Annotated in this window: 20 protein-coding genes and 1 pseudogene; 10 read left to right on the top strand and 11 right to left on the bottom strand. The window is 44.7% G+C overall.

All coding sequences use genetic code 11. The features are described 5' to 3' along the window. Positions 1-272 precede the first annotated feature (272 nt). Entirely contained in the window at positions 273-3,218 is a 2,946-nt protein-coding gene (locus tag F6X55_RS04280; RefSeq protein ID WP_161993051.1) for a penicillin-binding protein 1A, read from the top strand. 49 nt (positions 3,219-3,267) lie between these two features. Here the strand turns inward: F6X55_RS04280 and F6X55_RS04285 are convergent, their stop codons facing one another. Continuing rightward, the gene (locus tag F6X55_RS04285; RefSeq protein ID WP_026571717.1) at positions 3,268-3,879 is read right to left on the bottom strand and encodes a YpjP family protein; all 612 of its coding nucleotides are present in this window, start codon (positions 3,877-3,879) and stop codon (positions 3,268-3,270) included. A 202-nt stretch (positions 3,880-4,081) separates the two neighbouring features. On the opposite strand from F6X55_RS04285, the pseudogene F6X55_RS04290 reads away from it, so the two are divergent. From F6X55_RS04290 to F6X55_RS04300, 3 genes and pseudogenes are all read left to right on the top strand, one after another. Next, positions 4,082-4,657: pseudogene (locus F6X55_RS04290) on the top strand (peptide-methionine (S)-S-oxide reductase MsrA); the annotation flags it as partial. Between the two features lie 229 nt (positions 4,658-4,886). Next, the gene (locus tag F6X55_RS04295; RefSeq protein ID WP_153462090.1) at positions 4,887-5,795 is read left to right on the top strand and encodes an ABC transporter ATP-binding protein; all 909 of its coding nucleotides are present in this window, start codon (positions 4,887-4,889) and stop codon (positions 5,793-5,795) included. A 19-nt stretch (positions 5,796-5,814) separates the two neighbouring features. Next, complete coding sequence (locus tag F6X55_RS04300) at positions 5,815-6,558, top strand: ABC transporter permease (RefSeq protein ID WP_026571715.1); 744 nt, start codon at positions 5,815-5,817, stop codon at positions 6,556-6,558. Positions 6,559-6,613: 55 nt separating this feature from the next. Here F6X55_RS04300 and F6X55_RS04305 read toward each other — a convergent pair whose 3' ends face one another. Continuing rightward, positions 6,614-6,835: a hypothetical protein gene (locus F6X55_RS04305; protein WP_026771612.1), complete on the bottom strand. Its 222-nt coding sequence runs from the start codon at positions 6,833-6,835 to the stop codon at positions 6,614-6,616. 105 nt (positions 6,836-6,940) lie between these two features. On the opposite strand from F6X55_RS04305, the gene F6X55_RS04310 reads away from it, so the two are divergent. The 3 genes from F6X55_RS04310 to F6X55_RS04320 all read left to right on the top strand — a co-directional run bounded on the left by F6X55_RS04310 (position 6,941) and on the right by F6X55_RS04320 (position 9,572). Then, on the top strand, positions 6,941-7,795 hold the full coding sequence (locus F6X55_RS04310; RefSeq protein ID WP_153462092.1) for a Rossmann-fold NAD(P)-binding domain-containing protein: 855 nt from the start codon (positions 6,941-6,943) through the stop codon (positions 7,793-7,795). Positions 7,796-8,287: 492 nt separating this feature from the next. Then, positions 8,288-8,758, top strand: a complete 471-nt coding sequence (locus tag F6X55_RS04315; protein WP_026571712.1) for a DUF2243 domain-containing protein — start codon at positions 8,288-8,290, stop codon at positions 8,756-8,758. Positions 8,759-8,762: 4 nt separating this feature from the next. After that, complete coding sequence (locus tag F6X55_RS04320; RefSeq protein ID WP_153462094.1) at positions 8,763-9,572, top strand: cytochrome c oxidase assembly protein; 810 nt, start codon at positions 8,763-8,765, stop codon at positions 9,570-9,572. A gap of 58 nt (positions 9,573-9,630) precedes the next feature. On the opposite strand, the gene xylE is transcribed toward F6X55_RS04320, so the two are convergent. The 3 genes from xylE to F6X55_RS04335 form a co-directional block, all read right to left on the bottom strand. Next, positions 9,631-11,028, bottom strand: coding sequence for a D-xylose transporter XylE (gene xylE, locus F6X55_RS04325; RefSeq protein ID WP_026771615.1), 1,398 nt, complete (start codon positions 11,026-11,028; stop codon positions 9,631-9,633). A 128-nt stretch (positions 11,029-11,156) separates the two neighbouring features. After that, complete coding sequence (locus tag F6X55_RS04330) at positions 11,157-11,939, bottom strand: class I SAM-dependent methyltransferase (protein WP_337189817.1); 783 nt, start codon at positions 11,937-11,939, stop codon at positions 11,157-11,159. 78 nt (positions 11,940-12,017) lie between these two features. Continuing rightward, positions 12,018-13,271 carry an MFS transporter gene (locus tag F6X55_RS04335; RefSeq protein ID WP_153462098.1) on the bottom strand — a complete coding sequence of 418 codons (1,254 nt, stop codon included), beginning with the start codon at positions 13,269-13,271 and terminating at the stop codon, positions 12,018-12,020. A gap of 98 nt (positions 13,272-13,369) precedes the next feature. Here F6X55_RS04335 and F6X55_RS04340 point away from each other — a divergent pair, with 98 nt between their 5' ends. Continuing rightward, positions 13,370-15,157: an ABC transporter substrate-binding protein gene (locus F6X55_RS04340; RefSeq protein WP_161993053.1), complete on the top strand. Its 1,788-nt coding sequence runs from the start codon at positions 13,370-13,372 to the stop codon at positions 15,155-15,157. Then, positions 15,154-16,068: an aminoglycoside phosphotransferase family protein gene (locus F6X55_RS04345; RefSeq protein ID WP_153462103.1), complete on the top strand. Its 915-nt coding sequence runs from the start codon at positions 15,154-15,156 to the stop codon at positions 16,066-16,068. Before F6X55_RS04340 ends, F6X55_RS04345 begins: the two co-directional genes overlap by 4 nt. On the opposite strand, the gene F6X55_RS04350 is transcribed toward F6X55_RS04345, so the two are convergent. The 3 genes from F6X55_RS04350 to F6X55_RS04360 form a co-directional block, all read right to left on the bottom strand. Continuing rightward, complete coding sequence (locus tag F6X55_RS04350; protein ID WP_153462105.1) at positions 16,065-17,024, bottom strand: aminoglycoside phosphotransferase family protein; 960 nt, start codon at positions 17,022-17,024, stop codon at positions 16,065-16,067. The genes F6X55_RS04345 and F6X55_RS04350 overlap by 4 nt on opposite strands. After that, positions 17,017-18,405 (bottom strand): bifunctional metallophosphatase/5'-nucleotidase, encoded by a 1,389-nt coding sequence (locus F6X55_RS04355; RefSeq protein ID WP_153462107.1) that lies wholly within the window; start codon positions 18,403-18,405, stop codon positions 17,017-17,019. Before F6X55_RS04355 ends, F6X55_RS04350 begins: the two co-directional genes overlap by 8 nt. A gap of 928 nt (positions 18,406-19,333) precedes the next feature. Beyond that, positions 19,334-19,897: a beta-class carbonic anhydrase gene (locus F6X55_RS04360; protein WP_153462109.1), complete on the bottom strand. Its 564-nt coding sequence runs from the start codon at positions 19,895-19,897 to the stop codon at positions 19,334-19,336. Positions 19,898-20,155: 258 nt separating this feature from the next. Here F6X55_RS04360 and F6X55_RS04365 point away from each other — a divergent pair, with 258 nt between their 5' ends. Continuing rightward, complete coding sequence (locus tag F6X55_RS04365; RefSeq protein WP_026771622.1) at positions 20,156-21,646, top strand: peptide MFS transporter; 1,491 nt, start codon at positions 20,156-20,158, stop codon at positions 21,644-21,646. Positions 21,647-21,787: 141 nt separating this feature from the next. On the opposite strand, the gene F6X55_RS04370 is transcribed toward F6X55_RS04365, so the two are convergent. The 3 genes from F6X55_RS04370 to F6X55_RS04380 all read right to left on the bottom strand — a co-directional run bounded on the left by F6X55_RS04370 (position 21,788) and on the right by F6X55_RS04380 (position 24,291). Continuing rightward, entirely contained in the window at positions 21,788-23,227 is a 1,440-nt protein-coding gene (locus tag F6X55_RS04370) for a hypothetical protein (protein ID WP_153462111.1), read from the bottom strand. Then, complete coding sequence (locus F6X55_RS04375; RefSeq protein ID WP_153462113.1) at positions 23,224-23,916, bottom strand: ABC transporter ATP-binding protein; 693 nt, start codon at positions 23,914-23,916, stop codon at positions 23,224-23,226. Before F6X55_RS04375 ends, F6X55_RS04370 begins: the two co-directional genes overlap by 4 nt. Before the next feature lie 195 nt (positions 23,917-24,111). Continuing rightward, a complete protein-coding gene (locus F6X55_RS04380; protein WP_153462115.1) occupies positions 24,112-24,291 on the bottom strand; it encodes an H-type small acid-soluble spore protein in 180 nt (59 codons plus the stop codon). Positions 24,292-24,296 lie beyond the last annotated feature (5 nt).

Consider the following 24,296-nt stretch of genomic DNA (forward strand, 5'->3'; position numbering starts at 1 on the left):
ATCCCCCCCTCCTCTAAAATTGTACTTATTGCCGGGCGGACTGTCCAGTCTTCCTCCAGGTTGTCCCCCGAAATGGCTTTTTTTATAGTAGATTCCAAAATACAAAGAAACATGACTGAACAGCCCGACGTTTTGGCAAAAACTGAAAGTTCCATCACAGACTGAATCGGGTATACAACCAAGAGTCTTTATTTTTTAGTATGAATCAGCGTACACAGAAAACCCGAAACTGGAAGAACCGTGTACGCTTTATTGAAAGTGAGGAAACCAACATGGCTGAACAGAATTCCCGAATGAAAAGAAGGAAAAAGAAACCACTTTGGCTGAAACTAATTTTCCTGCTTTTTATATTAGGACTGGCCGGCCTTCTGACTGGTGCCGGTGTGTTTGCTTATTACGCGAACCAGGCTCCGCCTTTAAGTGAAAAGGAATTGGTAGATTCGGCCGCCTCCCAAATCCTTGATAAAGACGGCAACGTGGTGGCAGCGATAGGCAACAAAAAAAGAGAGCAAGTAAATTATGACGAAATCCCCGATTTAGTAGAGGATGCCATTATAGCTACAGAAGATGCCCGATTTTATGATCATTTCGGTGTTGATCCTCTGAGACTTGGCGGAGCGGTGATAGCCAATGTAACCGAAGGATTTGGCTCTGAAGGAGCCAGCACGCTTACACAACAAGTCGTAAAACGCTCCTTTTTATCGTCGGAGAAGACTTTAAAAAGAAAAGCCCAGGAAGCTTGGCTGGCTGTTAAACTGGAGCAGGAATACAGTAAACAGGAAATCTTTGAAATGTATGTCAACAAAATTTATTTCTCCGATAACATATACGGCATCGAGACTGCAGCCGACTACTATTTCGGCAAGGAGCTTGAAGAGCTGACGCTGCCGCAAGCGGCACTGCTTGCCGGTATGCCGCAAAGCCCGAACGGTTACAACCCATACGACCATCCCGAACGCGCCAAGGAAAGACGTAATATCGTCCTCGCTCTAATGGAAGAACACGATAAAATTTCCCATAAGGAACGTGTGGAGGCAGAAAAAACGCCGATCACCGAGGGACTCGTCGAACGGGATGAGGGAGAACGGACTTACTTATCAGCTTCTGATGGGTATGAGGCTTTTATAGACGTTGTCATCAGTGAGGTAGATGCCCTCGGCGATTACAATATTTACGAGGATGGTTTGAAAATCCACACTACCCTGGACCCTGATGCCCAATCAACTGTCGAAAACATACTGGACAAGGAAGAGGTAATTGATTATCCAGAAGATAAGGACGGGCAGCCTTTCCAGGCAGGAATCACATTGCTTGATACAAAAAGCGGGACGATCCGGGCTGTTGGCGGCGGCCGTAACTATGCCAAGGAAACCAAACGCGGTTTCAATTTTGCCACCGATACAAGCAGGCAGCCTGGCTCCGTCATGAAACCGATTTTGGCATACGGACCTGCTATTGAATATAAAAAGTGGTCCACCGCACATATAGTCGACGATGAAAAATTTAAATATGAAAATGGCGAGGAACCACAAAACTGGGATGGGGAATATAAAGGGGAGATCACTATACGCGAAGCATTATGGGATTCGCGAAACATTCCGGCCATCAAAACGTTCAATAAAGCCGGACACGAAAATGCCGCCGATTTCGCCGAAAAGCTTGGTTTGAATTTGGAGGAACCCTTGATGGAAAGTGCAGCAATCGGCGGAATATCAAAAGGCACGAGCCCCCTGGAAATAGCCGGGGCTTATGCCGCATTCGGAAACGGTGGATCATATAACGAACCATACACTGTTACGAAAATCGAAGAAAGAGACGGAGACACATTGGAAACGGAACATGAGAGTCAACAGGCAATGGAAGACTATACCTCTTACATGGTTACCGATATGTTAAAGGATGTCATTAAAAAACCGGCAGCCACAGGATACAAGGCGAATATTCCCGGACTGCCTGTAGCGGGAAAAACCGGCACCACCAATTATTCAGATGAGTCAATAGAAAAATACAATATTCCGGATGACAGCTCACCGGATTCCTGGTTTGCCGGTTACACGACCGATTACACAGCAGCAATTTGGACCGGCTATCAAGATAGAAAAAACCCGTTGACAGGAAATGAAAAAGATATCGCCAAAAAGATATTCAAGCATGTCATGAAAGAGGTTTCCAAGGATACGGACACTGAAGACTTCACTAAGCCGGATAGTGTCGTAGAAAAAGAAATAGAAGAAGGGACCAATCCTCCGAAACTCGCCAGCAGTTTTACTCCTGAAGACAAAATCTCAACCGAACTGTTTGTAAAAGGAGAAGTCCCCAAAGAGGAATCAGAGGAATTCATCCCGGAACTGCCTGCGCCCGAAGAATTGTCTGCAGACTACGTTAAAGAAGAAGCAACGGTCCGATTAGACTGGGACTATGAACAGGAGGAAGACGACGACCGGGAGGTGCATTTTGAGGTGGAGGTATCTGCCGAAGATGGTTCCGCCGCCACAACTAAAGAAACAGACAAAACGGAAATAGACATTCCTGCCATCGATTCGGGTGGTTCCTACACCTTTACTGTCCGGGCCGTCTCGGAAGAAGAGGAAAGCGATCCTGCTTCCATCGTTGTCGACACACATGACGACGCACAAGAAAATTCGGAGAGCAGTTCTGATCAGGAACAAAATAACGGTGGAAATGAATCAAACAATGAAGAGAAAGAGAAAAGCAATTCTTCTTCCCAGGGGGATGAAAATGAAACAGACAACAAGGATCCAAAGAACAATACCGAAACCCAAAAAGATACCGAACAAGAAAATGAAGAGGAACCATCTCCCAACGAAGACACAGAGCAAGATTCGGAGGATCAAGATGAAAGTGAACAGGAAAATTCGAGTGATTCTTCCCAAATCCCCGAAGAAGAGTCTGGTAGTGGAGACTCAAATGAACAAGGACAGAACAAGGAGGAAAACAATTCGGAGTCATCAGATGAATCAAGTGGAAGCACCGAAGAAAACAAGAATGACGAGAAGGATACTGACAGCACCACCAACCAAAATAATGACTCCAATGAAAACAACAATAGTCAGACGGAAAATAATAAGATGGACTTGGGGGAAACCTCCAGCTCCACAGAAGCCGAAAACAGCCAGGATAAAAGCGAGGCAGATCAACCAGGGGGGTCTGACGGTTCAGGAAGTGATGCTGCAAACAAGAAGGATTCAGACGGTTAATAATAGAGAAAGGCAGGAGCCTGCAGCTCCTGCCTTTCTTTTTCTATAACTATGCCATCCATTTTGGCGGCGTATTTTTGTCCCAGTAAATTTCCCCAATCGTGTAGTGCCCTTCAAAGCCGTCCCTGTTTAAATGATAATGGAAATTAAACCAGTATCCTTCCCCAGGACGGTTATCACGCCGAACGTGAAATTTAGCTACATCCTCATCAGTCTGGTAGTCGTGGATATTGAAAATACGTTCGCCATAGCCGCTTCCCGATTGTTCCGTGATGACAAAATAAGGGATTTTGTCATCGCCTGCTTCTGTCAAAATATCATGGACAACTTGTTGAAGCACCGGAAGAATATTGGAAGTGAACTCATCTTCCACTTTGGGATAAATCCTTGGACCAAGTTTTGCAGCCGTTCGCTCAGCTGCTTGTTCCGTGAAAGATGCAATCAACTGGCTATTGTCTGTTGTTCCATCAGTCGGCGGTTCTGCTTCGTCTTCCCTCTCCATCACACCAACAGTAGAAGAAGTATGTGTTTCGGAATCGGATTTTGAGAGAACTTCGTCTTTTTCTGCTGCGCTCGTATCCAGATAGTTCGGAGGGATGTACATACCCAGCGTCATGAATGTTATCAAGATGACAGATATTTTCTTCAACCAGAGCTTCATAGAAATGTCTCCCTTTATGTACTACTTTTAGTTTATCATGTTATGTTGAAAAGTCTATCAAACTTTTTGACCATCCACTGGACATTGTCGAAGTAAACACGTATGATGAATGAAAATTGATTTTTGGAGGGTTATCATGAAAACGGGAAGGACCGATTCACTGCAGATCGCCACTCTTGGCATGGGATGATTCTGGGGTACAGAAGCCCGGTTCGGGCATTTACCTGGAGTCGTTCGCATCCGCACTGGCTATGCCGGCGGGACAACAAATCATCCGACTTATAAAACAATCGGCGATCATACCGAAGTGGTCCAAATCGACTTCGATCCATCGCTTCTTTCCTATGATGCACTGCTTGAACATTTTTGGAATAGCCATAACTCTAACCGCAGAAACTATAAAGGCCGCCAATACTTGTCTTTGTTGTTATATCATGATGCGAATCAGCTGCCTATGATTCAGAGGGTTAAAAAACAGTTGGAAACACTGTCACCGATGACCATTCAAACAGAAATCGCCCCTTTTAACAGCTTCACACTAGCTGAAGAAAGACACCAAAAATACTTTTTAAAAAGATACCCAGACGCAGTGACCAAGTTGCAAAAACTGTACCCTACTTTTGAAGCCTTTAATAACGCCACCTTGACAGCCCGCCTAAACAGTTTTGTGAAAGGCTGGATCACGATGGCGGCGTTGGTGTCAGAAATCAAAACCTGGCAAATCGCTGAAGCAGAGAAGGAAAAAATACTTCATACAATGAAATCAATACGCTGGTGAAATATGAAAATGAGCAGGACCGCCAATCGACAACACAAACGATCGATCGGCGGTCCTTTCTTTTAAACTCTCTCCGGTAAAACCTCGTTTTTGAGTTTTTGGAAAAATTTCAAACGTCACCTCCCTTATCTTACGGCTCCAATTAATGAAAATTTCTGAAACCTTTTCCGGTAACTTGCGTAAAGTGAAAGAGATGTTTTTACAAAGGAACTTTTAAGGAGGGGAAAAATTGATTGAAGTAGCCCGAGTTAGCAAGTCCTATGGCAACCTCCAGGCACTGGCCAGTATCGAGTTTACCATCGACAAAGGAACTTGCTTTGGTCTTGTCGGTCCGAATGGTGCCGGAAAGTCGACATTGATGAAAATTCTTGCTGGCATTTTACAGCATTTTGAAGGTGACATTGTCGTTGACCGTTTTTCTGTAACAAAAGAAAAACAAGCAGTAAAGCAACTGATCGGCTATGTACCGCAGGAACTTTGTCTGGAAGAAACATTGACAGCAAGAGATAATTTGCTGCTATTCGGCCGACTTTACGGACTTTCAGGAAAAGATTTGCATAATCGTATGGAGGATGTTTTGGAAAAAATCGGTTTGGCCGAACGAAGCAAAGACAAAGTGCTGAAATTTTCCGGAGGGATGAAACGTCGGTTGAACATCGGTTGCGCCCTGCTGCATGAACCCGCCATCATTATCATGGATGAACCCACCGTTGGTATAGACCCACAATCACGAAAATCCATTTTCTCCATTATCGAGCAGTTAAAAGCAGACGGCAGCACCATTATTTATTCCAGTCATTACATGGAAGAGGTCGAACACCTTTGTGACAGTATCGGTCTTATCGACAAGGGAGTATTATTGGAAAACGGAACCATGGACAGGTTGTTGGAAAAGTATGGCACCCCTTCTTTATATGTTTCCGGCGATACAATAGAAGCAGAGCATCTCCACCCCTACCCTATCACCTCTAAAGGAGACGGCTTTTTAGTCATCGATGCAGATCCGCTCTTCGTATTGGAGAAGTTGGTCATCCGATTTCGAGAACTGGAACTGCAACCACGTAGATTGGAATTGTATTATCCGAAGCTGGAGGATATTTTCTTTCAATTGACCGGTACAATGCTGCGGGATAACTAAATCAGAAGGAGAGATTAGATTGTGGGCGATAGCAAGGACCGAGTTAAAAAAGAACATACAAGATAAAGGAATATGGTTTTGGACTTTTATTTTGCCAATTTTATTCATTGTTGTTTTTGTTGCTGTTTTTTCCGGCCAGGAAGGTGTGGAATATAAAGAAATCATCACACAGATCATCCCTGGATATGCGGTCATGTTCACCTTTTTCATCATGATTTCCATGGTCATCACCTTCATAAAGGATCGGGAACGCGGGATGGTCGCTCGCATAGCCAGCACTCCCCTGCCTGTCCAAAGCTATTTTTTGGGTAAATGGGTGCCTTTTATGATTATTGTCCTCCTGCAAATCGCTGTTCTGTTCCTATTCGGGTTCCTTGTATACGACCTGCCGCTTGGTGATCCGATGGCACTTATCGTCATGTCCCTTTTTCAGGCTTTTCTTGCAACAAGTTGGGGATTGGCAATGGCAGTCCTGGTGAAAAGCGAAAACATGGGGATCGCACTGACGCAAATCCTTGCATTGGGAGGAGCCTTGCTTGGCGGTTTGTGGATGCCGATCGAAATCATGCCGGACATCATGCAGACCATCTGCAAATTCATCCCGCAATATTGGGGATTGGAAGGCTATAAAGAAATCTTGCTTCATGGCGGCGGCATTTTGGATATATGGGTGCCTTTAACCATCTTGCTTGCCTGCGGGGTGGTCGGCATACTGATTGCCATAAGCGGTTATCGACGGTACTTGCGTTTATCTAAAAGCTGAAGTGAAAGCATTCATCCTGCGCCGAGGCAGGAATGGATGCTTTTTTGAATGTAATCTATTCCGGCTTTTTTTGTTTTCGGAAATACTCCGATAGTTGGATTACCCGGACATCCCGGGGATGAAGTTCGTGATAGATACCCCTGCTGTCTCGAAATGTGACGTAATCATCCCGCTCACTTTGAATCAGCTCTTCGGCCAGTTCCTGGGACTCTGCAAAGATGAACCGGCGGATGTAGTGTTCCTGATCAAAAAAATAGGTTACTTTAAACTCTTTCACCCCTATCCTCTCCTCACCTTAGCTTTTCTACATTTTATCAAATGGGCATGGTTGATTTACAATGAAAAGATAAACAACAAGATATATAGGGTCGGAGGAATGACGATGACAAAGATAAATCGGTTGACGGTTGCTATTATAGGAGCCGGTTCAACTCTACAGGACAATATCCAGGACAAACTGGCTGGAAGTTACAATGCCATGGGACTGCGTAAATTACAATCAGACCTTTTTAACGTAAATGCTATAAAAAGTGAATTGCAAGGGGCAGACTTGGCAGTATTTTCTTACCCTGTTGCATTCCCAGCAGCACGTCTATCCCAGGCGCATCTGCCGGAAATGACGGTGCTGGCAGCTGACAGCTTTACGAGAGCTGCCAGAGAAACAAACTTAAAAAAAATCATTTATTTGAAGCCTGACGGGGGGATACCTTCTGATAGCCCTGCCGAGGTAGAAAAGATACTCCAAACTTCCGGTATACCGGTTAAAACACTCCCACTTCCATCGACCTTATTTGAGGTATCGAAAGTATTTTCCGACCGGACTGCAGGCGTTCGTTCTATTCAGCGTGTCAGACTGACCTATGGAAAAGATGCAGAGTGGACAGCGTTTTATAACCTGAACTGGTTGAATCGAATGGCAAGCCCGCTAATCAACATAAAATGGCGTGGGAGTTCGTGCGAAATACACACCCGTTTTCTGAGCCATCCACTGCTCGTTCTTCAATATTCTTCAGACGCAAGTAGTTCAAATCGAACCGTTTTTCGAATAGCAGGAGGGCTTCTTGCAGCCGACTCTTCAGGCAGACTGGAGTTTTGTCAAGTTCCCAACGACGATTGCATAATTGCTATTCACGGTTATCGGCCATCCCTGCCCTGGTTTGTCTACAAATATAGCCAGGCAATGATCCACCTGTTGGTGATGAAGCTGTTTAAAAAGCATACGGAGCGGATGACTTAGTACAAATGAATTATCACCTTGTTGATTTTCTTTTTAGGGCGAGCCGCTTACCGGAAGTTGATCCTCTTTCCTAGAGAGTCGCTCTTCTTTTTCTACTAGTTGATCTTCTTTCCCGGAGAGTCGCTCTTCTTACCGGAAGTTGATCCTCTTTCCTGGGGAGTCGCTCTTCTTTTTCTACTAGTTGATCTTCTTTCCCGGAGAGCCGCTCTTCTTACCGGAAGTTGATCCTCCTTCCTAGAGAGTTGCTCTTCTTTTTCCACTAGTTGATCTTCTTTCCCGGAGAGTCGCTCTTCTTACCGGAAGTTGATCCTCTTTCCCGGGGAGTCGCTCTTCTTTTTCTACTAGTTGATCTTCTTTCCCGGAGAGCCGCTCTTCTTCTCGAGGTACGTCTTCTTACAAACGTTCACTTCCGATTCTTAGGTTTTCATCTCTTTAATTTGTGGCAAACTATAGGAAAAGTTTGCTATTCATTACGGAAGGAGGAGTGGCTTCATGTATAAAGATTATCCGGTTACTGTTCAATATGCTTCCCGCAACCTTTGGTCCGGTTTTCTATTCGGTTTGGGCCTGATTGCCTTTTTTGATGAAGCCGTTTTTCATCAACTGCTTCACTGGCATCATTTTTATGATAAATCGACAACGAGTATAGGACTTGTTTCAGATGGTTTTTTTCATGCTTTCAGTTGGTTCGCTACCATCGGCGGCTTGTTTCTTGTGGCGGACTTGCGAAGAAGGAATGCCTGGTATATCAAACGTTGGTGGGGCGGCGTTTTGACTGGGGCTGGGCTCTTTCAACTATATGACGGGACAATCCAACATAAATTATGGAGGCTGCATCAGATCCGCTATCATGTCGACATCCTCCCTTATGACTTGGTCTGGAACATTACAGCCTGTTTGATACTGTTGGCTGGTTTGATCATGGTCGTCAGGACCCGGCCAAAAGTAAAGGAGGAAAAATGAACAAATGGATCACCGATTGTACTGGATTCCCCAACTGCTTTTGTTGCTTCCTTTCGCGGTCGCCGGCTTTGCCTATTTATTCGGAATCATACATACAACGAGACGCCAGCGGCCTTGGCCGGTATTTCGGACATGTTTCTGGTTTGCAGGTTCCGTTTTTGCCATAATCTCTGTTGCCGGACCAATAGCAATCCTAGCGCATGATAGCTTTTTCTTTCATATGCTCGGACACTTATTGCTGGGAATGCTCGCTCCATTATTGATGGTACTTGGAGCTCCTGTGACGCTGTTACTCCGCGCCTTGTCTGTAGCCAATGCCAAGAGGGTCTCACGATTTTTAAGAAGCCGCCCATTTTCGTTGCTGAGCGATCCATCATTTGCCGGTATCTTAAACATCGGCGGTTTGTGGGTATTATACACAACAGGATTGTACCAAGCGATGCATCACAGTATCTTTTTACATGTCTTTATTCATTTGCATGTTTTTATTGCGGGATATGTATTCACCGCTGCCATGGTGTACATCGATCCGACTCCACACCGTGCGGGTTACCGTTACCGTGCTAGTATCCTGTTACTGGCGCTGGCAGGGCATGCCATCCTGGCCAAATATCTTTACGCGCACCCTCCTGCACAAGTTCATGTAGCGGATGCAGAAGCCGGGAGCATGCTGATGTATTATGGTGGAGATTTAATTGACGCCTTCCTCATTTTTCTTGTCTGCCTGCAATGGTATAAAGCCGCCCGGCCATCGGTCCTGCATACCAGCCATCATGCATCCCGAGGAGTCAAGAAACAGCCAACCTCCAGTTGATATCCCAGAGGTTGGCTGTTTCAACGAGCACTGCATACTCTATCCGAAACCGGATGGATTATGCTGAATGCTTCCTGCTTCTAACCAATATCGATTCCAGTTCTTCCAAAGAACGCCCTTTGGTTTCGGGGACCATTTTCCAAACAAACAATGCAGAGAGGACACTCATCAGCCCATAGAAAGAATAAGTCAAACCACCGCTGAATTCCATCATCGATGGATAAGTAGAAGATATAAAATAGTTAGCTGCCCACTGTGCTGCCACGGCAATCGCAACTGCCTGGCCGCGGATTTTGTTCGGGAAAATTTCCGCAATCAGCACCCAGACAATCGGACCCCATGACATCATAAAGGAAGCAGTATAAATAATGATGAAAATCAAGGTTCCGATGCCGATCGCATCAGAAAATGCCATGCCAGCTACCCCGAACATTCCCACAGCCATACCGATTGAGCCGATAATCAGCAGTGGTTTACGACCGAATTTATCAACTGTGAAGATGGCAATGAGGGTAAACACGACATTGACCAGTCCCATAATGATTGTCTGGAACATGGATGCATCCCGGGCAGCTCCCATGCTTTCAAATATTCGAGGAGCATAATAAAGCGCCACGTTTATGCCGACAAATTGTTGAAAAACGGATAACAAGATACCGATTACAATTATTCTCTTGCCAAACGCCAACAGTTTTGCCTTTTTTTCATCGAAGGATTTTTCAATTTCAAACATCGTGGCTTTCGCCATCGTTTTGTCGTAGATTTTGTTGAGTATTTCCCTCGCCTTTTCATTTTTCTGTTTGGAGACAAGATATCTCGGTGTTTCCGGCACAAAGAAGAGTAAAAAAAGAAACAACGCTGCCGGTATTGCCTCTGATAAGAACATATAGCGCCAACCGGTTTCATTTACCCATGCGACAGACTGTCCCCTGGCTATACCCCAGTTTACGAAATAGACGACCAGCATGCCGAATATAATAGCGAACTGATTCAGCGAAACCAGACTGCCTCTCGTTTCGGGAGGTGCAATTTCTCCGATATACATCGGTGACACCGCAGAAGCAAGGCCCACACCGATTCCCCCTATTATCCGATAGAGATTGAAGGTCACCAACAAAGCAAGCGTAGGTTCACCTTTTGTAAAAAATAGAAACTCGGGAAATGCGGAACCAAGCGCGGAAACAAGGAATAACACGGCAGCCAGCACGAGCGAATACTTCCGGCCAAGCCTGGAAGCCAAATAACCAGACAGAAGACCGCCGATGATACATCCAATCAGGGCACTCGAAACGGTTATACCGTGTACTAGCGCGCTGAGGTCGAGATTATCGGCAAAATAAGCCTGCAATGCTCCCTCTGCACCGGAAATCACGGCAGTATCGTAGCCGAATAACAATCCACCAAGTGTCGCTACCAGGGTTACAAGAATGATATAAAACTGTTTATGATTTTTCATTTACCGCCGGAAAGTATCGAACACTCTCCGTCTACACCCCTTTCAACTGTAATCGCTTTCTCAGGGATATTTTATCAATCACTTCTTAGTTTGTCCAGTAAACAAACTAAGTAAAAAGACTCATTCTTTTATCCTTTCAAAGCTTTTATGAGGCTCGCCTCCGCTTGAAAGCTGGAAACCGCCCCTTTTTCCTCAGTGATGCGGAATTTCTGCCTGATATCCATGGGAGCCTTAAGCATTTCCTTCGATAAGGTGTGTTTTTCTTTATCGGGCAAATCCATTGTTTTACACCACTTTTCAAACTGAAATTGCTTGGGGAATCGATATAGTTCTTCCAAATCAAACCCTTGTTCTTCGATCAACTGCAGCCATTCCGACTTTTTCCAGGCACGTTGGTGACTATAATCTCGGCGTTTTTCTATTTTGTTATAAAAGTGGTCCATTCGTTCGGATTCGGGTGCTGTATTGTCGATGAGGATAAATGCGCCGTTCCTTTTCAGCACCCGGTAGGTTTCATGAATAAACGCCCCTACATTTGAAAAATGGTGGGCTGCAATTCTGCAGACAGCAATGTCAAAGGATTCATTTTTAAATGACAGCTGTTCAGCGTCTGCTTCCATAAATTCTACGTTTCTATGCCCGTTTTTCTCTATAAACATCCTGGAAACAGCCAGGATTTCCGTGGTCAAATCGACGGCGGTCACTTTTTTAACAAGAGGAGCCAGTGCATTTGCCACATGTCCTCCACCTGTTGCAATATCCAATACGTTCTCTTCACCTGTCCAATCGATGATTGCTTTCAATTTTTCCAAGTCTTGGCCATGGGCATGGATTGTGCTTGTTATATAATTGGCTGCATTTTTTCCAAATTGCGCCTGAACATCCGCTTTCGATTGATTCTCTCGGTTCATCGACATGATCCCTTTCTTGATTAGATTTTCCGTCCCATTCCTTCTTTCTAGATTTTCCTCTTGAATCCCTTCTGTGTATCAGCTGTTAATATCAAAACTACTGCCACCCCTCACATATGCGACCAACCAGCAAAAGCCACCTACGAAAAAAATATAACCAGCCATTGTGTAAACAAGCGCTATACTCGTCAAATCCAGCAATAGGAATGAAATCAGCGGCCCCAAAGCTGCACCTACATCGACAACGATGGTATAAGCCGTCATCATTTTCACCCGATCAGTCTTCGCTGCTGTACTGGCGGCCAATGTGTCGGAAGTCGTGACAAACGCTGTTGAAATCAGCTGGAACACCAATAATGCTGGTAACAGAATGGCCAGCGAAGCAGCGTTTCCGAGCAGGATAAAAATCATCCCGCCGGAAAACAGTACAATCAACAACGACCGAACCATACCCCGGTGAGTCGTTAGCGTTTTCCCGATCAATGGAGCGACAAATGGATCCCATCCCCAGCGTACTGCCTGTATGACACCGGCAATAGTTGCCGCTCCAACAGCAAATCCGCCTGCAGACCAGTTATTCGGTATATTCCCAGCGATTAATTGACTGAGCGTCGATGCGAATAAACCAAATACAAGGATGCCAACAGCCCCTCCGGTACCAAGCACAAACCAAGTGTGGACAGATTTCCATTTCCATGCCGCTGTCTGTGCTCCTGGCTCGGAAGTACTTTCTTGATGATGGACTGGTATGAATCGGTACACTGCCGGAATTGCTAATAGACCGACAAATGCAAACAAGCTGGAAGTAAACAGGAAGGAAGTTTGATCAATCAGCATGCCGCCAACAAGCATCCCGGTCAATCCTCCAATCCCCCATAATCCATTATACAGGCCGACATACTGACCACGATTCCTGTCATTCGATGCCTCAATCACGGACAGATAACCGCCGAGACGAAGAAGGGACCAGGCAACCCCCCATATGGCACGCATAAGCAGAAGCAACCAAAAATCCTTAAGCCATCCATATGAAGCTGTCGTAAACACGGCCAGGATTACTGCAATCATGATACCGGTACGTCGGTGAAAATGTTTATAAAACAAACCTATTAGAGGATTGACCGGCAGTCGGATAAAACGATTCACCGACAAAAGCATCCCTACTTGCCAGAGGGAATCAATTCCGGCTTCCTTCCAATAGATCGGCAGTGCGATCAACAGCATGGAATCCCCCAGAACTGCTGCTGCTGTGATTAAAGCTATTCCAATAATACGTTTCTTTCCAAAATCGATCGTCCCACCAGTTTCTTTCTTCTTGCATTCATTTTTCATAAAATCTCCCCCTCCTTAAAGTCTACCTGCTGAAAAGAGGAAAAAAAGTGTATAATCAAACCATATAAATTTCCCCTTTTTCCATGAGAGGTGACAAAGTGAGATTATTGGAACACTATCAACGTTTATCCGGGATATTATCCGAACATGAAAAGGCTCATTCCATAACCATCAGCGAGCTCGCCAAAAACTTATCCTGCACAGAACGGAATGCAAAATTGATCGTCCACCGCTTGCAGCAGGCTGGCTGGATCATATGGAAGCCGGGCAGAGGGAGAGGGAACACTTCCTCTATTCAGCTAATAGCCGATCCTGAAGACTTGATACTAGCAGAAGCAAAAGCTCGCAGTTCGGTTTCGGCGGAAGAAGGAATCCGCTATTTACAAGCGTTATCAGTAAGCAGGTATACGCAACAACGATTTATCGACTGGCTGTTTTTCACCTCTGATAGAGGGAAGGCCCGACAAAGCGAAACAATCGACCGGATTCAATTCCCGTCTTACCGGCCATTGCCAAAGTTGGACCCTTTACTTGTCCATCGCCGCTCGGAAAACCATATCATGCGGCATATATACAGCCGACTGGTCCGTTATGACAAAAAAACTGAAAAGCATGTACCAGAGCTGGCTCATTCCTGGTCCCACCATGCCAACTATACCGTGTGGATTTTTCAATTAAGAAAAGGGGTTCTTTTTCACGATGAAAATGAAATGACCGCAGAGGATGTATGTTACAGCTTTCTTCGCCATAAGGCGGCATACTCAGCCTATCACTGGATGGTCGATAATCTGGAAGAAACGGTGGCACTTCACCTTTACACCGTACAGTTTACCTTTCAAAAACCGATGCCACATTTTTTACATCTTGCTGCAAGCATGGGCGGCAGCATAGTACCTGCTCCCGGCCCCCATCCTGGTCCGCCAATCGGGACAGGGCCGTTTCAGGTAATGGAAAATACAGAAACACAACTGCACCTCCGTGCCTTTGAACGTTACTTCGGGACACGGCCCTTCCTGGATGAAATCATCATGTATTTTTTCCCTGATCTGTATGACAACCAAGCCGGTGATGTTATAGAAAGTGAACGAATCAATTTTTATCAATATCCATACTCGTCTAGTTCAACGGCGAACTTCCGGCAAACAACATCGGTCGATCAAGGCAGCAAACTGTTGTCCTTGAATGGCAGACGAGGGAAGCTGGCCGCTGACTCATTATTGCGTAAAGCTATTTTCCAATTGTTACAACCAGAAAAGTTAATCAAACAGCTGCAGGGAAATCGGCATTTGCCAGCCTACAGGCTATCACGCGATACAGAGAACGCCACCGAGTCATCCAAGCGGAATTTCTCTTTGGGAAAAGCACTGCTCGATGCTAGTACCTATCAAGGGGAAAAACTTCATTTGTATAGTTATACGGGGGCCGGGAACGAATTGGATGGCAGATGGATACAGCAACAATTGACAAAAGCAGGTGTGGAAGTGGCCTTGCATTTTCTTCCCTACGAGAAACTTATAGGGCAGAACCTAGATGAAGCGGACCTGTTGCTGGGAGAACAGCTTGCCGACGAGAGCCGACTTCTGGCTTATTTGACTTGTTTTATTGGAACACACAGCTTACCAGCCCGTCACCTCCCTGAATATAGTCGAAGAAGAATACGACAGATTATGGCTGAAAGTCTTTCTGAAAGGGAATATGTTCACCGATTACAACAAGAAGAAGCTGCATTATGCAAGCACCACCATTTCCTTTTTTTATACCGGTTGAAGCAGTTTGCCATCTATCCGGAAAACATAGAAAACATTCACCTAAATGCACTCGGATGGGTTGATTACACACAACTCTGGTTTAATCCCTTGATCGGCACGAAAGGAGCTCAAGAATGAATGAACAGACAATACTCTCAATCATTAGTCACCATTTCCCTGCTTTGACTATTGAAACAACCAACTTCAATCATACAGGCTGGGATCATGACATCCTCATTCTTAATAATGAACTTGTCTTCCGGTTTCCCAAGAATCACGACGTTCACCGCCATACGGAACGAGAAATCGCCCTATTGCAAGCAATCAAGCAAGCGAGACCGCCATTACAGATTCCCAACTGTCAGACGCTTCAGGATATCCATGGCAGAACTATCGCTATATATTACCCACTTATCGAGGGAGAGGCTCTGACATGTCATCAACATGCTGCACTACTTTCTAATCAACACAACGCAAAGCTGCTTGGCGAATTTCTGAGTAAGCTGCACCAGCTTCCAGTCAAGCAGGTTGACAGTCCCCTTTTTACTATTCATACACCGGATTATTGGGAGGAGTTGTTTGTTTCGGTCGAAAAGTATATCCTTCCTAATTTGACTGAAGAAGAGGCCGATATGGTGTCTAGATTTTTTCGTTCCTTTTTTCCAGGAATAGAACAACAACCAATCCAAAAGACTTGGATTCACGGCGATTTATCTGCCAATAACATTATTTTCGACAAGGAATCAAAATTGGTAAACGGTATCATCGATTTCACTGATTCCCAATACGGGGATCCAGCCTTTGATTTTGCCGGATTTTATTGGGATCTCGGACCGGACTTCACCCGCCAAATCCTGCAGCATTATCAAGGGAAAGAACCTGTGGCAAAGCTTTTTGAGCGTGTCCGGAATTTTTATGGGCTTCAGCCCGTCTTCCATGAATTGCTATATCAATTAAAACGAGGACAGCCGGTGAATTGGACGACTGCCCTGGAAAAATTCAAACGGTTAAAAGAAACAAAAGATATTGCAGATCAGTCGATGGATTAGCTTATCTCTGTTTCATGGATTTCATGATTGTAGTAGTTTTGATGAAGCTGTCGGAAAGCAGCAATCGCCCGGTAAAAAGGACGGTAATAATTGCCATTTGCCTCCACCGTCCAGCAAGTGGCCAACACGCTGTGGCAAAATCCCCATAATACAAAACGATGCTTATCGAGGTGCAGGATTTCCGAGAAAATTTGTATCCTTTTGTCGATGACAGAAACAGGATCATCGTCCGGCAGCTTGTTTAATAAATATTGTATTAAGTCGTACTCCCTTTCTCCGATTAAACCTTTTGGATCGATCACTTTCCATTTCTTTTCTTCATGCAGAAGGACATTGTAATGATGGAAATCACCGTGCAAAAGCCATTGTTTTTTCCCTGTACTGTGTAAGCGGTGAAAAACCTGCTGTGCCTCCAGCAATGTCGATCGGCTAACCGGTCCGCATCCAGATGGATGATTGGCAACAACCTTTGTCAAAGATGCCTCCCGGTCTTCCGTGGTAGGGAGCACCGTTCCTTTCGAAAATTCTCTTGTCATCTGTCCGAAAACCTTTGCGGCAATTCGGCAAGCTTTATCCTCTTCTACTATCTCGGCGAGCATTTCCCCTGGCTCTATTCGCTCTAAAAGAAGAGCACCCAACTCCACGTCGAAGTCGAGCAAACTCACCATCGACGAGGAGGCCAACTGCTGAAGAGCTTCCAATTCGCTAGCAAATTCTTTACCGGGTAAGGATATTTTCACCACCATTTTCTCGCCATCCCTTCCAACTGCCGGAGCCACATAGTTGAACGAGAGCTGGAATGGTTCTTCCATTGTCACTTGCCAATTCTGCTCACATTGTTTGATGACCTCCGGCAGTCTTTCCAGCCACGCTTCGCCTTCCTGTTTAAAGTGATGCTTGACATTTTTGACGAATTCCTCCTGCATGGGCGCCCTTTCTGATTTATTTTCAAACATGGATGCCGGCACCTTTTATCCATCGTCCGGTTGTCGCTTTTTTCAGGAAGGCTGGTTGTGCTGCATACTCTTTGATGACGTCTCGAATATATCCCGGTTGGAATACCGGGTTACGATTCTCCGCCAAAGCCGGAAAGCCTGAACCCCGCTGCAAATAATCCGAACTTGCCACGGTGTACCATGTATCATCCTCGATTTCCCGGTCTTTAATGGTCACCTTTGTAAGATGATTGCCGTCATGCACGGCAGTCATTCCGGAAATATGCAGTCTGCCTGCGTATTTCCCTCTGAATCCAGGGCCTCTGCCATCGGCCAAGCACACCTGAGCATCAAGTGACTGCTCCAATGCTGCTTTTAAAGCTTTCCCTTTCACCTCGAACGTGGTGGGATTTAAGGGAGAAGGACAGATTTCAATCAATTTTTTCTCTGACACTTGCTCAAATAAACCTGCATGGGCAATACCGCTGTTGATCAAGCCGATATCGGCCTGCAATAAATCTTTCAGCCCGTCGGCGATTAAATTCGACAGCGGGTTTTCCTCTATCACATCATGCCATAACGGCTGCTTCAATAAATATAACGGCTGACTTAAATTTTCCACCGCTTTTGCTTTATTGTTTGCCAACACCTCCGTAATTCTACTGGATGCTTCTGCCTTCTCTGTGGAGAGCATCCCGGAGTCCATCAAGGAAACTTTACCGTCTTCTACCATCAACTCCAGGATGCCGATATATTCGCCGAACGATCCCGCACTATTACAAATCGTACCATTTATCAGCTTGGGTTCGGTATATAGCTGGTGGTCATGAGCGGAAATCAGCACATTGATACCCTCGATTTCTTCAGCAAGTTTTTGATCTGCGGCTGTTCCAATATGGCTTAATACCACACAAAGGTCGAACAACCCATGGTGCCTATCCAGTTCTGTTTGCAGTGCGTTTTTGTAATCGGAGACATGTATACCGAGCCCATCATTGAATTCCTCTAAATCTGGAGACGAACCGGTTATTAATATGCGCAGCCCATCTTTTTTGATGATCGTACTGCTAACCACTCCATCAACCGTTGTCAAATCCTTTTTCAATAGATTGTTGCTGATAAATGGAATCGGACTGTTTCCTGCCATATGTTCCAGTGTTCCCATGCCGTTGAACATTTCGTTATTTCCAATAGTCAATGCATCATACCCTGCTTCAGTCAGCAGTTCAATTGCCGCCATTCCTTTTGTTCCCTGTAATTCAATGCTTTTAAAATCGGCAAAGTCTCCGCCATCCAATACTAAAGTATGATCATCCTTGTGCTGATGGATCAACGACACTGCTCTGGAAAAGTTGTCAAAATGACTGTGCAGGTCATTGGTATGTATGATTTTAAGCCTCACATGTATCCCCCTCTTATTTCTGGTATTCGTACTAATCTTTTACTTACGGTTTCTATTCCGCAAAAAATATAAACCGGGACATAACCTTTCTGTTACTTCCTCCTAGTCTTAAAAGAATAAGTGATCCAACGTCTCGAAAAAACACTCACTTTCCGTGGGGAACGCTTCAGCCAGGGTGCTACATGAAACAGCTTCTTCGCACCTTGGGGGGGGGAGGAAGCCCGCTGCAAAGCGTAACGGGAACACGGAAACAGTGCCTATCTCTGATAGATTACCGACTAACCCAATCAATGTTTAGTGGATGAAAGAAACACTTTCAGAAGCTGGTCCCAGCGAAGGAAATACCCGGAGACTCCTCGAAAATACAAAACAATTTTCTTCGTGCGATGCATTGCTGCCGCAGCCTTCCTTGGGACTGCGATTACTCGTCCCACCGAAAACACCTGTCCTGCGGGAGGATAGGCCCCGGTGAGATCCCGCAGAGCGTCAGCTCGAGGAAGCTCACCAGCCGCCCACGGAAAGCGCAGGGTATTTCCGCAGCGCTGAACTACAATTCAATACATTTAGGAAGTAAGAAAGACGCAATCAAACTATGTCGAAGGTTATACCCACTTATACGAAAGAGAACAAAGCAAATGAAAATGGCCTGTCCATTTTATAATTCGGATAAACCTGCCGAACTCCTGCAAAAAAATGGTCCTTTCTTGTACTTCACCATGAACGGTCTAAGCATCGCTAGCCTATGAATATTTTTATGTTCTTGGTTCCTTAACGAAACGATTTACATGATAAATAGTTGAGCATATGCGTGTTATCAATAGATCCCCTTATTTTCCCATTGCTGTTGACCCTCCCTCTATTAATGCTGGTTCTAAATTAAAAAGCCATCCCGCTGAAAATACGTTCAGCAGAATGGCTCAATTTCCTGTTATTTCTGATATCCGTCTACCACGACATCCAGTTTACCTGTATCGGGAGCAATGACCAACCCATGCACCGGCACATCGGAAGGCAGCATTGGATGATGCTTGATGGTATCGACACTGTGCTCGACACTGTCCTCCACTCGATCAAACCCTTGTAAAAATTTATCAAGATCCACACCGGAATTCTCTAATGTCGCCAATGTTTCCTCGCTTACACCGCGCTCTTTCACTTTGCCCAGCATCGCTTCAGCGTTCAAACTGGACATGCCGCAGTCATGATGGCCGACCACAAATACCTCATCTGCTTTCAGTTCATAAACGGCAACAAGGATGCTCTGCATGACACTGCCAAACGGATCAGCGACGATTGCTCCGGCAGTTTTAATGACTTTTGCGTCCCCATTTCCGACATTCATTGATTGAGGAAGAAGTTCGACAAGGCGGGTGTCCATGCAGGAGATGATGACCGCCCGCTTATTCGGAAACTTGTCCGTTTGATATTTTTCATAATCCTTATTTTTGACAAACTGTTCATTGTGCGCCAAAATTCCTTCCAATAATTTCATATTAGTCCCTCTCTTCTATTTTATGTACTAGATAAATTATAAAAGGTATTACGGAAAAAATAAAATGAATAGGTAGTTCAAAAATAGATCAATTAACCATCAATAGACCATTCAACCGTAAAACTCCTCTATTTCTATCTTCTTCCTATGAAAAATAATCCCTGCCATATCAACGTTTATAAGGCATTGCCTGATTTTTACTTTGACATTTTAACTAGATAGAAATAATATGGTAAAGGTAATAAAAGGAGGTTGCTTATGACTGGCGAGAAAAAACAGAAAATTGTGGACAGCGTACCTCAGAAAGGCTTTTTTGGTCATCCGAAAGGTTTATTTACGCTATTTTTTACTGAATTTTGGGAACGTTTTTCCTATTATGGAATGCGAGCGATTCTCGTATTTTATATGTATTACGAAGTATCCAACGGCGGATTAGGACTGCCGGAAAGCACTGCGCTTGCTATCATGTCTATTTACGGATCTCTCGTATATATGTCGGGTATAATTGGAGGCTGGCTTGCCGATAGAATTCTCGGTACTTCCCGGGCACTTTTATATGGTGGGATATTGATCATGTTCGGACATATTGCCCTGGCAATTCCAGGAAGCATCACATTGTTCTTTGTATCAATGGTACTGATCGTCCTGGGAACAGGTTTATTGAAACCGAATGTTTCTACCATGGTCGGCGAGATTTATAGTGAGCAAGATCAGCGCCGCGATGCCGGTTTCAGCATTTTTTACATGGGCATTAATCTAGGTGGTTTTCTTGCTCCGTTAATTGTCGGAACACTCGGAACAGAATATAACTTCCATCTCGGTTTCGGTGTAGCCGCAGTAGGAATGTTTTGCGGATTGATGGTTTATATCTTTACGAGAAAGAAAAACCTCGGTCTTGCTGGAAACTATGTGGGTAATCCACTGTCACCGGAAGAAAAGAAAAAATTTACTAAATGGATGGTGTTGGCAGCTATCGTTGTCATTGTGCTTATCGCCTTCACTATTCCAATGGGACTGCTTACCTTCGATACGTTTATCGGATTAATAGGAGTACTTGGTATCTTGATTCCTACCGCTTATTTTGTCGTCATGTATCGTAGTCCGAAAACCACAGCTGTTGAACAGTCAAGGATTATTGCTTATATTCCCCTTTTCATCGCTTCGGTGATGTTCTGGGCAATTCAAGAACAAGGCTCGACGATCTTGGCTAACTATGCCGATCAGCGAACTCAATTACAATTCGCAGGTTTCGATATTTCTCCGGCTTGGTTCCAGTCACTGAACCCGTTATTCATCATTTTCCTGGCACCTTTATTTGCCTGGTTATGGGTCAAGCTTGGTGACCGCCAGCCATCCGTACCGAAGAAATTCTCTTTAGGCCTGTTGTTTGCCGGTTTGTCGTTCATCGTCATCCTCGTACCTGGCGCATTGAGCGGAGACGCATTAGTTAATCCTTTATGGCTGGTACTGAGCTACTTTATCGTAGTTCTTGGCGAATTGTGCTTGTCACCTGTCGGTTTGTCGGCTACTACGAAACTCGCACCTGCAGCCTTCTCGGCTCAAACGATGAGTCTATGGTTCCTGTCCAACGCGGCAGCCCAGGCTATCAATGCACAAATCGTTAAATTCTACACAGACGAAACCGAAACACTTTACTTCGGTATTATCGGTGGATCTGCATTGGTACTAAGCTTGTTGCTGTTCCTGCTTTCCCCTGTCATTCAAAAGAAAATGCAGGGTATAAAGTAACAGCAGCGCTAATTGTTTAACTGTCCACACAATAAATTTTTTGATAATTAACAACAAAGCGGCTAGGCGCACTCAGCGTCGAGCCGCTTTTTCACTCCACGTTGCCATGAATAAAACAGGGTACCTTCCTACACATTAACCTTACTGGCTAAATTCTTTTCCTTCTTTTCCTGAAAACAAAACATCATCCGGCTGTTTCCAACGCAACAAGACAACGCCCAGGATGGTTACGTATGGAAAAACAATACTGATGGCAGCCAGGCCGAATAACAAAAAGACAAAGAAATTCTGGATGCTGGGAAGCTCGGATTGTGACTTTGCTAAAACCGCCATGGTAAGTTCCATCTGCTGATGAAAATAACGTCTCGTTAACTCTGCATAGAACCATAATTGGACCGGAAACCACCATGGAGTTTCCTGGAAAAACAGTAAAAGCAACGTAAGGACTAGACAAACAATCGCCCCCGAACGGACAAACCAAGTAAAGAAAGCAAGCTTCCACTGTTTCAATTCCCAAGGCAAACAATAAACAAGCCGATTGCCGAATCCGCCGGTAAAAAAGCTGGATGCCATTTGTACATATAAAAAGATGGACAGCGCTATTCCAATTCCAAACATCCACTCATTGCGGGACCCCAGAAGCACCAATAGGATCAAGACACTGCCAATTGTACGGAGCACCGCTTCCTTCTGTTCCAGAAAATACGTTTTCCAGAGTCTTCGATACATACTGACAGGGTTGGAGTAAACAAATCTTTTTCGATTCATCCTACTGGTGAACAATTGTTGAATCCATCCACGTTTGGGAGGAGGCTTTATTTCCATCTGTGACATTTTGTTTATGAACCACATATTCCAGATAATCAAATCATTCGTCTGTACGACTTTCGACCAATTCACGGATTCGGTTGCTCTTTTTACCAGCAGGATATTGATGCCAGCAAGCGATACAAATAGCCCTCCCATCCACCATGCCGCATCGCCGGCATAAATACTAAGCAACCTGACAACTGCTGCCAATACAACGATTCCTGCATTGGTAATCAATTTCATCCAAAACTGCTTTTGATACAGCTTCCACTGGGGTAACGCCATTAATATTTCCATCAAAATTATCAGCCCAGCTGTCCCCATTGCAAAATGAATAGAAAGCGGCGTAATAAAAGCGATAAAACTGGCAATAACCGTCCACAAAACGATTGTTTTCAGGATTTTTTCTCCTGTACAGTATTGCCAGAGCTGTTGCTTGGAAAATGGCAGCATGCTTAACTTCAGTTCAGCGCTCGAGAATAACACCCCTGGCCTGGTAAATGAAGTGACGACAGGCCGTACAAGCAAGACAAGCATTAGATTGAGATAATTGGCAGTGACAAATGATTCTATCTGGAGAATCATGTTCGCCGACTCTTTCAATGTTTCGTGTAATATGAATAAGCCAAATATTATGAATGCCCCTAAATAGATGGATATTGTCACATCAAAACTGACGCCGAAGGCCAGCTTGTAAAGCTTTGCCTTTTTTCTGGACCGATGCTTTTTCACATGCCGATAAACACTCCATGCAGTAGCGAACCCATTCATTCTGAAAATCTCCGTTTCAGAACATGAAAATCTTTTATCTTACCATGGTCTGCCACTTTTCCATGCTGCAGCATGATAAAATGATCCGCCAACTGCTGAACACGGTCTAGTTGATGGGAAGTCAGCAATATTGCCGTTCCTTGTCCTGCTTTATCCTTCATGGCTTCGGCTAAAAATTCGGAAGCATAAATATCCAATCCCATGAATGGTTCATCAATTAGCAGTAGTGGAACATCAGGAAGCAAAGCACAAATCGTCTGTACCTTCTGCCGCATTCCCTTCGATAACGACTCGGGAAATTCGTCAAGTTTATCGGTTATTTCCATTTTCCCGGATAGATAATCCACCTTGCGCAGCAGCTCCTGTTCATCGATTTGATAACTGCGGCCATATAGTTGAAAGTGCTGCATCGCAGTCAGCTCCGGCAGTAAAAACGGTTCTTCTGGTATGTAGGAAATCATTTTCTTATAGGGTAGGAAGTCTTCTTCTTGAGAGACACCATTCAAAAGAATATTTCCCGTCTTCCTTTCCTGCAGACCGATCAATGTTTTCATGATGGTCGACTTTCCTGCTCCATTATGGCCTACCAATGCGGTGATGGTGCCAGATTTCAAATGGAACGATATATCCTTCAAAATCTGTTCCCGGTTTATTTCTACGGAAACCTCTTCTATCAGCAATCCTTGCACACGGATCACCTGCCCCTGTTTTTGTTATAACCAATTTACGTTTTTTGATATCGATCGGTTTCGTTTTTGGTAGAAAAAATGGAGCAATGTCAGGATGGTATTCTCTTAGCTAGTGATTTTTCGGAGTCTTCGAGGGGTAGTATAAAAAAAGCTTGCAGAAAAACGAATCCGTTTCTCTACAAGCATTAAGGCCGACTAACTTTCCTGGAGCTGTTCAATTGCTACGTTTTGCTGACGTGATGGATCATCCAAGGCATAAACTTGCGCAGTTCCGTTTTGTTCATCAATTCGCTGGATGTAAACGGAACTGCCCTGGTAAGTAACCTTGGTTAAGTCTTGTGATTGTTTGATCGCTTTTGCACGTTGGTATTCCATCATTT

Source organism: Sediminibacillus terrae (assembly GCF_009602435.1).
Classification (GTDB): Bacteria; Bacillota; Bacilli; order Bacillales; family Amphibacillaceae; genus Sediminibacillus; species Sediminibacillus terrae.

What these genes read in the sequence shown, in the direction of transcription:
- F6X55_RS04280 (WP_161993051.1), top strand. Translation starts at nt 273, where the DNA reads ATGGCTGAACAGAATTCCCGAATGAAAAGAAGGAAAAAGAAACCACTT.
- F6X55_RS04285 (WP_026571717.1), bottom strand. Translation starts at nt 3,879, where the DNA reads ATGAAGCTCTGGTTGAAGAAAATATCTGTCATCTTGATAACATTCATG.
- F6X55_RS04310 (WP_153462092.1), top strand. Translation starts at nt 6,941, where the DNA reads ATGACAAAGATAAATCGGTTGACGGTTGCTATTATAGGAGCCGGTTCA.
- F6X55_RS04315 (WP_026571712.1), top strand. Translation starts at nt 8,288, where the DNA reads ATGTATAAAGATTATCCGGTTACTGTTCAATATGCTTCCCGCAACCTT.
- F6X55_RS04320 (WP_153462094.1), top strand. Translation starts at nt 8,763, where the DNA reads ATGGATCACCGATTGTACTGGATTCCCCAACTGCTTTTGTTGCTTCCT.
- xylE (WP_026771615.1), bottom strand. Translation starts at nt 11,028, where the DNA reads ATGAAAAATCATAAACAGTTTTATATCATTCTTGTAACCCTGGTAGCG.
- F6X55_RS04330 (WP_337189817.1), bottom strand. Translation starts at nt 11,939, where the DNA reads ATGAACCGAGAGAATCAATCGAAAGCGGATGTTCAGGCGCAATTTGGA.
- F6X55_RS04335 (WP_153462098.1), bottom strand. Translation starts at nt 13,271, where the DNA reads ATGAAAAATGAATGCAAGAAGAAAGAAACTGGTGGGACGATCGATTTT.
- F6X55_RS04345 (WP_153462103.1), top strand. Translation starts at nt 15,154, where the DNA reads ATGAATGAACAGACAATACTCTCAATCATTAGTCACCATTTCCCTGCT.
- F6X55_RS04350 (WP_153462105.1), bottom strand. Translation starts at nt 17,024, where the DNA reads ATGTTTGAAAATAAATCAGAAAGGGCGCCCATGCAGGAGGAATTCGTC.
- F6X55_RS04360 (WP_153462109.1), bottom strand. Translation starts at nt 19,897, where the DNA reads ATGAAATTATTGGAAGGAATTTTGGCGCACAATGAACAGTTTGTCAAA.
- F6X55_RS04365 (WP_026771622.1), top strand. Translation starts at nt 20,156, where the DNA reads ATGACTGGCGAGAAAAAACAGAAAATTGTGGACAGCGTACCTCAGAAA.
- F6X55_RS04370 (WP_153462111.1), bottom strand. Translation starts at nt 23,227, where the DNA reads ATGAATGGGTTCGCTACTGCATGGAGTGTTTATCGGCATGTGAAAAAG.
- F6X55_RS04380 (WP_153462115.1), bottom strand. Translation starts at nt 24,291, where the DNA reads ATGGAATACCAACGTGCAAAAGCGATCAAACAATCACAAGACTTAACC.